We start from the raw sequence: 11355 nt of genomic DNA, 5'->3' as shown, positions 1-11355 counted from the left end.
GCGCTGCGCTCGCAATGACACCTAAAAGCAACCCCTTAGATTGCCGCGCTGTGCACGCAACGACACCCAAAAGGAATCCTCAGATGACAAAAACGAGATCGCGTCGCTTAGCGCGCGATGACGCTGCATCGACGCGTGCTAATGCTGCCTCCTAAAACCTGTAGTATGAAGCGATAGTCGCTCAAAGTATTGGAACATGTGTTTTAAATATATTTAAAACAATAGCTTGCGTATTTAACATGGTATTGTTGCCAAGCAGCATCTAGTATTATGTTGCACGTACTTAGAAGTTAAATCTCAGGAGGAGAAACGGTATGACGACGCAATTAGCCAAGAAGTTAGCAATCGCTTTATTAATGGCCTTAATGGCAGGCGGACTTATCGCTTGTGATAACCAAGGGCCTGCCGAAGAAGCGGGTGAAAACATTGACGACGCTGCAGAAAGTGCCGGAGAAAGTATGGAAGAACTCGGCGAAGATATGGAAGAGGCTGCTGAAAACTAGGCCGAGTATTTATTTGATGAGTTAGCCAAAGCAGTCGCTGAAAAGCGGCTGCTTTATTGTTTGTATCGCGTTTATTATATATAGCCTAAATAACGATAAAAATTGAGGAGGCAACGTGCAGCTACAACGGGATAAAAGTCTGCTGTTAATGGTCGATTTTCAGGCGCGGCTACTGCCTGTGATCGATGGTGGTGAAGAAGCCGTTAACGAAGCGGCATGGCTAGGCGAAATGGCTTGCTTGCTTGAGGTGCCTGTATGGTTAACCGAGCAGTCTCCAGAAAAACTGGGAGGATCCTCCGCATCACTGCTCGCCTGTCTGAATGATTATCAGCTCTGGCAAAAACAGCATTTTGGCGCCATGTCGGAAGCTGAGTTTCGTGAAGCACTCCACGCAACGGGGAAAACACAGATTGTACTGTGTGGAACAGAAGCGCATATCTGCGTGCTGCAAACAGGGTTAGGACTATTAGAGGCAGGCTACGAGCTGTACTGGCTGAGTGACGCCTCTGCCAGCCGCCGCCCGCAAGAGGCTGCGCTTGCCCGTGAGCGCGCCTGCGCAAGCGGTGCTGTGGCGGTGACAGCAGACATGGTGGCTTATGAGTGGCTTCACCGCTGCGACACTGCGCTGTTTAAAGAGGCGCACCAGCGATTTTTAAAGCCTCGCTCGCCACGCCCCGTGCGTTTTTTCTAGACCGTTCGCTTTAGCGATCGGTTTCTTTGCGAGCGAAAACGAAGGTATCACCCTGGGATACCGATGCATCAAAACGATAGCCTGCTACATCGAACGCTTTGAGGTGTTCTGGGTCGCTGACCTGTTGCTGAATAAGCCAGGCACTCATAAGCCCTCGCGCCTTTTTGGCGTAGAAGCTGATGATTTTAAAGGTGCCGTTTTTCTCATCTTTAAACACTGGTGTAATGACTCGGGCATTAAGCTGCTTGGTATCTACCGCTTTGAAGTATTCATTCGATGCGAGATTAACCAATACGTCGGTGCCGCTTTCAGCAATGGCCTCATTGAGTGCAGGCGTCAGGATGGGCTGCCAATAGGCATACAGATCCTTACCGGCACTATTAGGCAGCTTGGTGCCCATCTCTAGCCGATATGGCTGAATCAAATCCAGGGGCCGTAGCAGGCCATATAGGCCAGAAAGTATGCGCAGATGCGATTGCGCGTAACGATTCTGTGCTTCGCTGAAGTTTTCCGCTTGCAGGCCGGTATAGACGTCGCCCTGAAAAGCCTGTGCAGCGGGTTTGGCATTGCTCAGCGTGAAAGGGGGCCGCCACTCCTCAAAGCGCGCCGCATTCAGCCCCGCCAGCTTATCGCTGATACCCATAAGTTCACTGATTTGCTGCGGAGAGTAGTCGCGCAAAATAGTGATCAGTGCTTGGCTGTGTTTCAGAAAGTCGGGTTGTGTCACCTGCTCTGTGGTCGGCGGGGTTTCAAAATCCAGCGTTTTGGCGGGAGAGATAACGCTCAGCATTGCATGCTCCTAGGGCCATCATAAGTGAATGTAGTATACCAAGCCTCGACCAAGGTCGAGGCTATAGCTTCGATAGTTCTGGCAGAGCCGTTTACGGTCTGTAGTGGTTACTCATCAGAGGCTCTAAGGGCAGGGATTCGGCATGCGGCGGTGAATATCTTCAATTGCCTCTAGCACTTCGTTGTCCAGCTTGAGGCTCTCGCTGGAAAGATTGCTTTCCAGCTGCTCCATGGTGGTCGCTCCAATAATATTGCTGGTTAAGAAGCTGCGAGAGTTAACAAATGCCAGCGCCATTTGCGCAGGATCTAGCTCATACTTTTCAGCAAGCGCAACGTAAGCCTGGGTGGCCGCTTCGGCTTCAGGCGAGGTGTAGCGTTTGAAGCGCTCATACAGCGTCAAGCGACCCTTAGGCGGCTGCGCACCATTCAGATACTTGCCCGAGAGTACGCCAAAACCTAACGGTGAATAGGCAAGTAGGCCGACATCTTCACGGTGGGCAATTTCAGCCAAACCGACTTCAAAAGAGCGGTTGAGAAGGTTGTAAGGGTTTTGAATAGACGCCACGCGCGGTAAGTCCAGCTTATCGGCAAGCTGCAGTGAGCGCATCACTCCCCAGGGTGTTTCATTAGAGAGCCCAATAGCCCGCACCTTGCCTGCATTAACAAGCTCTTTCAGCGCATCAAGCGTCTCTTCTAACGGCGTCGCATCTTCGTCTTCGCTATGTACGTAGCCTAGCTTGCCAAAGAAGTTGGTTTGACGGTCGGGCCAGTGCAGTTGGTAGAGGTCAATGTAATCGGTGTTCAAGCGTTCCAGGCTGGTGTCGATGGCCTGATGAATATGCTCACGAGTAAGTCGCGGCCCTCCCCGTATATGGTCAAGCCCTGGGCCAGCTGCCTTGGTAGCTATGATCAGATCGTCCCTGGCGCCACGCTGCTTTAGCCAGCTGCCGATATAGCGTTCAGTTAAGCCCTGGGTCTTGGCCATGGGCGGTACGGGGTACATTTCTGCGGTATCAATAAAATTGATGCCAAACGCCACTGCCCGGTCGAGCTGTTCGTGGGCTTCGGCTTCGCTATTTTGCTCGCCAAACGTCATCGTACCTAAGCAGAGTCGACTTACCTCCATGCCGGTTCTGCCAAGTGGGCGCGTTTGCATTTTTATCTCCTTACTAAGGTGGAATTGCCACAAGATAAGCCACCATTACCAGGCTGGTAAACGGCGTATGCATGGCATGTTAGCGAGGCTCTTTGCAAGCAGCAAATTAATGGGGTTGAGTCGTCGCAAAGGCAGGCGTATGCTTGCCAGCCCATCGACCGGCTAAAGGCCGGTTTCTCGTGTGGTTGGCAGCTATTTTTGTGACTGCTAGCCCAAGGTTCCAACAGACAGGCAGGGTGGTTTGCCATGCTGCAGGCATCAACGTTGTTTACTCGGCTAGAATTTCGCCTAGCTGAACGGCTGTTTCATAATCACTGGTTGTTGCCGCGTTCACCGCGCACCCAGCGTTTAACAATGCGCTTATTTAAGCGCTGTGCGGAAGCGGGTCACCCAGACGCGCTCTCCGTTTACGGCCATATGCTGTTTCATCGCAGTCAGACGCCCCAGGACAAGGCGCGCGGAGCGCGGTACGTTCTGGAAGCTGCCCATGCCGGGGATGTAAAGTCACAGTACCAGGTGGCACAAATCCACGAGCACGGCTGTGCTCAGTACCCGCGCCGTGAAGATTACGCGGTGACCTGGTACGCGCGTGCCGCCCAGTCTGGGCATTATCTAGCTGCGGAGCGGCTTGCCCGTGCTTATCGCCAGGGTGAGTTAGGCTTGGCGGTAGATGGCGAGCGTGCGGCTTACTGGCAGCGACAGGCGGATCAGCCGGCACTAAATAGCGTGGCTGCCGCATGAAACGTTACCGCGTTTTGATTGAGTGAGGAAGGTTGTGTCCGAGACGCTACCCACAGTATTAGATATTGAAGCGTCCGGATTTGGGCGCGGCAGCTACCCCATTGAAGTAGGCATCGCCCGTGCCGATGGAAGCTGCTGTGCTTTTCTCATTCAACCGCTTGAAGAGTGGACGCACTGGGATCCCAAGGCTGAACTGCTGCATGGGATCTCCCGTGATCGCCTCATTCAGGAGGGCTATCCGGTACGTCAAGTTGCTCACTGGCTGAACGATGAGTTACGCGAGCTGGGTAAGGCGTACAGCGATAGCTGGGGATATGACAACACCTGGCTATCGCTGCTCTTCCATCACGCGGGTATGCTGCCGCGCTTCCGCCTTGAGGCATTAAGAATCCTGCTTAGCGAAGAGCAGCAGGCAGTGTGGAGCGACAGCAAAGAAGTGTTGATCGCCGAACAGGGAATTCACCGCCACCGGGCAGGTGATGATGCCCGCCTACTGCAGCTTACCTATCAGTATACCCGCAAGCTCACCGAGCACACGGGCCACTAGTGACGCTCCCCTTGCCAGCATTATAGCTGGGCTTCTAGCGCATCAAGCAGTTCACCGGGTGACGGTGCGTCGAGCAGCATCTCCCGGGTGGGAGCCGCCAAGAAACCATGGCCGACCGTGCTGTCTAAAAAAGTCAGCAGCGGCGAATAGAACTCATCGATATTAAGCAACCCCATGGGTTTTTCATGCAGGCCCAGATAGCCCCACGTCCATATTTCAAACAGCTCTTCCAAGGTGCCGATCCCGCCGGGTAAGGCAATAAACGCGTCGGCGTTGGCCGCCATGGTGGCTTTGCGTTCGTGCATATTGCGCACCCGAATCAGTTCGCTTAAGCCAAAGTGTGCCTGTTCGCGCTCCACCAAGTGGTCAGGCATCACACCAATGGCTTCGCCGCCAGCCTCCAGCACTGAATTCGCCAGCTCACCCATTAAACCGAGACGTGCGCCACCATAAACAAGCGTGTGGCCACGTTCAGCGAGCGTGCGCCCCAATTTATTGGTCGCCTGCCGGAAAGCAGGGCTATTACCTTCACGGGAGCCAAGATAAACGCAAATTCGAGCCATTCGATTAATTCCTTGTCACTATATAAAAGGCGATTAGGGTAAGCAGCGGTCTACCTGATACTGCTCATCCATCCACTGCCCAATGACATTATCACCACAAAGGTGATGGGCGTATTGGGTATGCAGGCAGCGTATCTGGTGCCAGTTGCTAATGCCGCCAATGCCGCGTTCGGTCATCACCTTGGTGTAACCCAGCTTAGCGACTTCTTCACGCTGCGCAGCGCTCATAGAGTCCCAGCGGGCGGTTACATAGTCGCGATGGCTCTGTTGGTAAGCCTCAAGAAATTCAGGCTCTTCCTGCAGGCGCTGTTCGAGCGCTTTGATCACACCAACGGCTTCGATGCGGGAAATCTCGACTTTAAGCACATCTGAGCAAAGCCAATACAGAGTGGGGAAGGGTTTGCCATCGACAATCGGTGCCATGCGCAGTACTAGCGGCGTACCTTTACCGTCGGTAGCGGCTACCGCTTCGATACCTCGCGGTGCACGGCCAAGCTGCTGGGCAATAATGGCGAGCTGACGTTCGTCAGGCGCTTGGTTGGTGCGTATCACCATTGGGTTGGTCTCTCACGAACGGTCATCTTGAACAAATTTAGTCGAGCGGCCAACGGCACGGAAAAAGCAGCGATTGAGCTGTTCAGGCGACGCGACATAGCACCACGTCCGCTCACAGTATTCAGCGGCTCGTGCCATTAGCACATCATAAAGGCGGTTGAAGGGGGCATCATAATCGTAGGGGTCGGCACCAAACAAGCGGATATGCGGATAGTCGGCAAAGCGCTCAATAAAATAGCGCTCAAGGTCTGCCTCAACGGCACGATGCTGGGCGACGTTGTCAGGGTCTATCCAGAGATTGTAGCGGATTGCCATTATAAGGCTCCTGTTGCCCCGGCAGCGCGGGGCAGCGTCAATCAGGCGGGCTCAGGTGCGTCTTGTAGGTGCGACGTTAGCGCCTCGCGCAGGTCACCCTCAATGGGCATGGCGCACTTGGCCTGATGGTCATACTGCACCATAACGGTATGCCCCAGGTTAGTGAGCTTGCCGTGCTGCCGCGCCTCTTGGGTCACTGTAAACGAGCTATTGCCTAGCCGCGTTAAGTAAGTACGTATTTCGATATCGTGACCGTAAAACAGTTCAGCCCGGTAGTCGACTTCCATGCGCGCCATAATCAAGCGCCACTGCTTAGGGTCTAAGTCAGGGGTAAAGAGTTTGAACAAGTCATTACGGGCAAGCTCAAACCACGCTGGTAGGCGGGTGTTGTTAATGTGTCCTAAGGCGTCGGTATCGTAAAAAGCGGGCTCAATGCTACGGGTAAACATGGCGTGTCCTTTTTTAGAAATGTTATTAGAGACGATAGTTTGAAGCGTGTATAAGCAACGGCAACGTTCAGGATTAACCCAAGCAAGCGCTTGGTCAAGCGACCGTTACACCAAGCGCAGGCCTTGTTGGTCGCGCCAGGCGGCTTCAAGCGCTTCTTGCAGGGGCGCTTTTAGATGCACGGGGAGCGCCTCATGAGCCGCTTGCAGTGAATCAAACGAGCGGTTGCGTAGCCAGCAGTACGCCCAGGCGCAGGCTTCGGCGTCGCTATCGGGGGTCGGACGAGCAGGCATTTGATTGAGCAGAAAGACCGCAGTACGCGGCGCCCATAGCGGAATATCATCAGCGCTGGCTGTGCTCCACATATCGAGCGTGGCGCCGCTGGGGGTGGCATCGGGTTCACCCAGTTTTGCCACGCGGGCCGTTTCTGCAAGAATTAGCGCCAAGCGGTCGGCATCGGCCTGACCCAGTGCGCGCCACTGGCGCAGCAGCGCCGGTAGTCCCGCCCGCATCTTGGTATAAAAGTCATCTTGCGGCATGCTTGGCACAACCCCTATTGAATGAGTGAGATTTGTCATGGTCTATGATTTTGCCACGCCTGTGGAGCGACGCCACCCAGAAGGTGGCTGGGCATCGCAAAAATGGCACCGCTACGGCGAAGACGTATTTCCCCTCTGGGTCGCCGATATGGATTTCCGCTCTCCGCCAGCAGTCATTGATGCGCTGCAGGCGCGGGTGGCCCACGGTGTATATGGCTATGGCGAAGTGCCCGCTACGTTAACAGAAACCCTGTGCCAGTGGAGCGCCCTCCACTATGACTGGCCGATTCAACCGGAGTGGCAGCAGTGGCTTCCGGGCGTCGTGCCGGCCTTGCATTTGGCTGCGCTGGCGCTAACCGAGCCAGGCGATGGCGTGTTGACGGTAACGCCGATCTATCCACCTTTTTTAGAGGTGGCAAAGCGCACCGGTCGACTGCCTCAGCAGGCGATGCTTGCAGCGCCCGCTGGGGCTGCTGAACCTTGGCAGCTCGATATTAAAGCCCTGGAAGCCGCTATTACGCCGCGTACCCGCTTGCTGCTGTGGTGCCAGCCCCACAACCCGACGGGGCGTGTATGGCGTCATGACGAGCTTGCTGCACTGGCTGAGCTAGTGGAGCGTCACGATCTTTGGGTGGTGTCCGATGAGCTGCACTGCGACCTACTACTAGATGAAGGCGCCCAGCACCGCCCGTTAGCCGCGGCATTTCCTGAGTTAACGAAGCGCACTATTACTCTATGGGCACCGTCGAAAACCTTTAACCTAGCGGGCTTAACCAGCGCCTGCGCGGTGATTCCCGACCCCGTGCTTCGCGAGCGCTTTGCGGCAGCGACCAAAGGGCTACTTCCTGATAGCAACGTGCTCGGTTTGGTCGCGGCGGAAGCGGCGTATCGTCATGGCGAGCCGTGGCGGCAGGAGCTGTTAAGCGTGTTGCGTGAGCATCGTGCAACGCTGCAAGCGCGCGTAGAGGCTTGGCCGGGGGTACACTTAAGTGCGCCGGAGTCGACGTATCTAGCGTGGTTGGATATGCGCGAGGCAGGCCTAAGAGACGCGCCGTATAAGACGCTGCTGAAAGAGGCAGGAGTAGCGCTTTCGGACGGGGCTGCCTTTGGCTGCCCCGGCTTTGTACGGCTTAACTTTGGTACCACCGCTCCCCAGCTGGAAGCGGCGCTGTTACGCATGGATTCACTGCTGAAGCGGAATTGAAAGCCTTCAGTTAAAAGACCTTAGTAAAGCATCGCAAAGAGCTTGCGACGGTAAGCAACGGTCAGCGGGTGGTCGGCGCCCAGGGCGTCGAACACCTGCAGCAGCGTTTTACGCGCTGCGTCATCGTTATAGGCGCGATCCTGCTTCATCAACGCCAGCAGCGCTTCCAGCCCTTCATCGTAATGACCGTCGGCTACTTGACGCAGGGCGCGCTGGTACTGCGCTTCGCTATCGGTGCGATCACCCAGGGCAGTAATCTCTTCGGCTGAGAGTGCCTGCTCGCTAAACTCGATGCTGGCGCGTACGCCACGCGCAGGTGCTGCATCGCGCTCTTCCGGGGGCAGGTTATCCAGCACGTCGCGTGCCTCATTACCTTGCCCTTCTGCCAGCAGTACGCGGGCGAACGCTACCTGATAGGCGTAGTGCTCTGGATACTGGCCCATCAGAGTTTGATAAATTTCACGGGCAGCGGCGGTGTCGCCGGCTTTCAGCGCCTCTTCTGCCTGCTCTTCAGGAGTGGGCGGCGCCTCACCTGGGGCAGGGAAGTAGCGGTTCAGCCACTCGCGCACTTCTTTTTCTGGCAGCGCACCCTGAAAGCCATCAACTAAACCGCCCTGGCTGATCAGCTTCACATCGGGCACCGACTGCACGCCCAATTGGCCGCCGATTTCAGGGTTCGCTTCAATATCGAGCTTGCCGAGCAGGAACGCGCCCGCGTATTCAACCACCAGCTTATCCAGCACCGCGAGCAGGGTGCTGCTGCTTGCGTTGGAGGGCGAGTAGCAGCCCAGTAGTACTGGCACCTTCATGGAGGCTTCCAGCACCTGCTGAATATTGCCTGCATTGAGCTCGATAATGACATCTTCAGGACGCACCGCTGTCTGGTTAGCGTCAGGTGCGGCAGCGTCGGCATTTCCGGTATCCGCCGTAAGCGGCTTACCAGAGCGGGGATCAATAATCTGCATGGGTAGACTCGGCATCAAAAAATGAACAATAGTTCCCCATGATATGCAGGCGTACCCTGGAGGATTCAAGGAAAAGGTGGGAAATAAAACCCAGGCGCGATGATGCGCGCCCTGGTAGCACTATTTTTCTGGCCTTGTTGCTGGTGTTGCTTCTGGTATTACTTAAGGAATGATGCGCTCAGCTCGTAGGCGGGCGAACAAGTCGAAAAACGTCGCGCGGGTTTCGCGGAAGTGGTCAAAGCCGAAGTCTCGCGACTTGGTGACGTCGTTGACGCACTCAAGCTCGCGGCCAAGGTCGGCATCGGTGTGCCACCAGGAGGCTAACTTGCTGACATCGGCTTCGACTAGCTCGTTTTGTTTGACTATTTCAGCCCAGGTAGGCGCAATATCGGCCATTTGCGTTTCTAGCGGCTGCGGCGTTTCTGGGCAATCGGCTACTTCGAGCTCGAAAAATTCGCCAATTTCATGCCACAGTCGACGCCAGCGGAACACATCGCCATTGACCGTGTTAAAGGCTTCATTGTGGGCGCCGGGCGTGGTCGCCGCCCACTCCATCTGCCGCGCCAACACGAGAGAATCAGTTAGATCGGTCAAGGCGTTCCACTGCACCTGCGAGCCAGGAAACGTGAATGGCTTGCCCGTTGCCTTGCAGATAGAGGCGTATACCGCCAGCGTCACGCCCATGTTCATGGCGTTACCACGGGCATAGCCGATCACGGTGTGCGGGCGGTGCACGTTCCAGCTAAAGCCGTCCCGCTCCGCCGCTGCAAACATGATGTCTTCCAGAGTGTAGTAAAAGTTCTCGCCCGGTACGCGGGGTGCTGATTCACGAAACGGCGTCTCGGTCTTGCCACTACCATAGTTCTCGAAGGCACCCAGGTACTGCTTGGTGCCGGTGACCAACGAGATATGCGCCACGCTTGCACCCTGCAAAGCGTCGAGCAGATTGTGCATCATCGCGCCGTTAGCCTCGACATTGGCCTTCTCGTTGTCACGGCGTACCCAGGTGCAGTAGAAAACGTTAGTAATGGGTAAGCCCGCCAGTGCCTTAGCCGTGGTCTCGCGATCGAGCAGGTCTGCGGCGACGGGAATGACGCCCTCTTGTTGAGAGGGGCGACGTGATAAACCATAAACGGTCCATCCGCTAGCGGCGAGATAGCTGGCCAGGTTGCCGCCGGTAATGCCAGTAGCGCCTACTACAAGTGCTGTGCCTTTGCGCATCGTGAACTCCTTAATGCAGACAAGATATTCGGAACGGGCGACGAACGTTGTGCTTGTGCCCGATGAAAAGCAGCTTGGTCTTTGATGATCATTGCTACAATTGGAAAAATCGCAAATCTTTATTGCGCCAGGAGCAACTCGATGGATCTCAATGCGCTACGTATCTTTGAGCGCGTGGCCGCGACAGGAAGCTTTACTGCCACCGCGCGTCATTTTCATCGCGCCGTTTCGTCGGTCTCGCGTCAGATCGCCGCTTTAGAAGAGGCGCTAGGGCAGCAGCTGTTCTATCGGCATACCCGCGCCGTGACGCTGACCGAAGCGGGCTGGCGCTACTATCAGGAAATTCGCGAGATTCTTGAGCGGCTCGATCTGGCGACTGAAGCGCTGATGGCACCCAATACCGAGCCCAGCGGTGTGCTGCGCCTTAACGCCCCAGTGGCCTTCGGCCAGCGGCAGATCGTGCCGATTCTGCACCATTTTCAGCGCCGCTACCCGACGATCAAAGCCGAACTGATGCTGACCGATCAATTGATCGACCCGGTGCGCGAGGGCATCGATATCACCTTTCGCGTCGGTGAATTGGCCGACTCTACGCTGGTCGCGCGCCGCCTAGCGCCAATGAATTATGTGGTGGCCGCGGCGCCCGACTATTTGCAACGTTGTGGTACGCCCATCCGCCCTGATGATCTTAGCCAGCATGACTGCCTTCTCTACCAGGGCGAAATGGGCCGCCAGCGCTGGTATTTCAATACTGCCGATCAGTCACAAGCCTGCACTTATAAAGTCGACGGAAGCCTCTACAGCAACGATGCCGAGAGCCTGGTGCGTGCCGCGCTAATGGGGCAGGGGCTGGTGATGTTTCCTACCTGGCTGATCGCTGACGAATTGGCATCCGGCGCATTGGTGCCGATACTTGAAGCGTGGGAGTGTGAAGTTATGCCGGGCAGGCGCGATATCCACGTTCTCTATGCTCAGCGGCGTTTACATACGAGGAAGGTGAGTGCTTTTCTGGATCATCTGTTTGAGATGGTGGGGCCTACGCCGCACTGGGATCGCTGGCGTGAGCAGGGGGCAGAGTAAGTGACGAGCGTTCAGACACAAAAAAAGCCGCTACCTTTC

Annotated in this window: 15 protein-coding genes; 6 read left to right on the top strand and 9 right to left on the bottom strand. The window is 55.8% G+C overall.

Going from position 1 to position 11355, the window contains the following annotated elements:
• The first annotated feature begins 314 nt into the window (after positions 1 to 314).
• Together KUC_RS03900 and KUC_RS03895 are read left to right on the top strand one after the other, a co-directional pair.
• Positions 315 to 503, top strand: coding sequence for a hypothetical protein (locus tag KUC_RS03900; RefSeq protein WP_007111795.1), 189 nt, complete (start codon positions 315 to 317; stop codon positions 501 to 503).
• Between the two features lie 115 nt (positions 504 to 618).
• Positions 619 to 1194, top strand: a complete 576-nt coding sequence (locus KUC_RS03895) for an isochorismatase family protein (protein ID WP_007111794.1) — start codon at positions 619 to 621, stop codon at positions 1192 to 1194.
• A gap of 10 nt (positions 1195 to 1204) precedes the next feature.
• Here KUC_RS03895 and yaaA read toward each other — a convergent pair whose 3' ends face one another.
• Positions 1205 to 1984, bottom strand: coding sequence for a peroxide stress protein YaaA (gene yaaA, locus KUC_RS03890; RefSeq protein WP_007111793.1), 780 nt, complete (start codon positions 1982 to 1984; stop codon positions 1205 to 1207).
• A 123-nt stretch (positions 1985 to 2107) separates the two neighbouring features.
• On the bottom strand, positions 2108 to 3139 hold the full coding sequence (locus tag KUC_RS03885; RefSeq protein WP_040479450.1) for an NADP(H)-dependent aldo-keto reductase: 1032 nt from the start codon (positions 3137 to 3139) through the stop codon (positions 2108 to 2110).
• 246 nt (positions 3140 to 3385) lie between these two features.
• Between KUC_RS03885 and KUC_RS03880 the strand changes: the two genes are divergently transcribed.
• Complete coding sequence (locus tag KUC_RS03880) at positions 3386 to 3880, top strand: tetratricopeptide repeat protein (RefSeq protein ID WP_007111791.1); 495 nt, start codon at positions 3386 to 3388, stop codon at positions 3878 to 3880.
• A gap of 34 nt (positions 3881 to 3914) precedes the next feature.
• Complete coding sequence (locus KUC_RS03875; RefSeq protein WP_007111790.1) at positions 3915 to 4427, top strand: hypothetical protein; 513 nt, start codon at positions 3915 to 3917, stop codon at positions 4425 to 4427.
• 20 nt (positions 4428 to 4447) lie between these two features.
• Here KUC_RS03875 and KUC_RS03870 read toward each other — a convergent pair whose 3' ends face one another.
• The 5 genes from KUC_RS03870 to KUC_RS03850 form a co-directional block, all read right to left on the bottom strand.
• Positions 4448 to 4990, bottom strand: coding sequence for an LOG family protein (locus tag KUC_RS03870; protein WP_007111789.1), 543 nt, complete (start codon positions 4988 to 4990; stop codon positions 4448 to 4450).
• A gap of 33 nt (positions 4991 to 5023) precedes the next feature.
• A complete protein-coding gene (locus KUC_RS03865; protein WP_007111788.1) occupies positions 5024 to 5545 on the bottom strand; it encodes a DUF501 domain-containing protein in 522 nt (173 codons plus the stop codon).
• A 12-nt stretch (positions 5546 to 5557) separates the two neighbouring features.
• Positions 5558 to 5860, bottom strand: a complete 303-nt coding sequence (locus KUC_RS03860) for a hypothetical protein (protein WP_007111787.1) — start codon at positions 5858 to 5860, stop codon at positions 5558 to 5560.
• A 41-nt stretch (positions 5861 to 5901) separates the two neighbouring features.
• Positions 5902 to 6309, bottom strand: a complete 408-nt coding sequence (locus KUC_RS03855) for an acyl-CoA thioesterase (RefSeq protein ID WP_007111786.1) — start codon at positions 6307 to 6309, stop codon at positions 5902 to 5904.
• Positions 6310 to 6414: 105 nt separating this feature from the next.
• The gene (locus KUC_RS03850) at positions 6415 to 6846 is read right to left on the bottom strand and encodes a hypothetical protein (RefSeq protein WP_007111785.1); all 432 of its coding nucleotides are present in this window, start codon (positions 6844 to 6846) and stop codon (positions 6415 to 6417) included.
• Between the two features lie 37 nt (positions 6847 to 6883).
• On the opposite strand from KUC_RS03850, the gene KUC_RS03845 reads away from it, so the two are divergent.
• On the top strand, positions 6884 to 8050 hold the full coding sequence (locus tag KUC_RS03845) for a MalY/PatB family protein (protein ID WP_007111784.1): 1167 nt from the start codon (positions 6884 to 6886) through the stop codon (positions 8048 to 8050).
• Positions 8051 to 8070: 20 nt separating this feature from the next.
• Here KUC_RS03845 and KUC_RS03840 read toward each other — a convergent pair whose 3' ends face one another.
• On the bottom strand, positions 8071 to 9015 hold the full coding sequence (locus KUC_RS03840) for a co-chaperone YbbN (RefSeq protein WP_007111783.1): 945 nt from the start codon (positions 9013 to 9015) through the stop codon (positions 8071 to 8073).
• 162 nt (positions 9016 to 9177) lie between these two features.
• Positions 9178 to 10236, bottom strand: a complete 1059-nt coding sequence (locus tag KUC_RS03835; protein ID WP_007111782.1) for an SDR family oxidoreductase — start codon at positions 10234 to 10236, stop codon at positions 9178 to 9180.
• Between the two features lie 141 nt (positions 10237 to 10377).
• Here KUC_RS03835 and KUC_RS03830 point away from each other — a divergent pair, with 141 nt between their 5' ends.
• Positions 10378 to 11316 (top strand): LysR family transcriptional regulator, encoded by a 939-nt coding sequence (locus KUC_RS03830; protein WP_007111781.1) that lies wholly within the window; start codon positions 10378 to 10380, stop codon positions 11314 to 11316.
• Positions 11317 to 11355: the final 39 nt, after the last annotated feature.

This window comes from Vreelandella boliviensis LC1, from assembly GCF_000236035.1.
GTDB lineage: Bacteria > Pseudomonadota > Gammaproteobacteria > Pseudomonadales > Halomonadaceae > Vreelandella > Vreelandella boliviensis.
The sequence above is the reverse complement of the archived record's forward strand: the minus strand, read 5'-3'. Positions and strand labels throughout refer to the sequence as shown.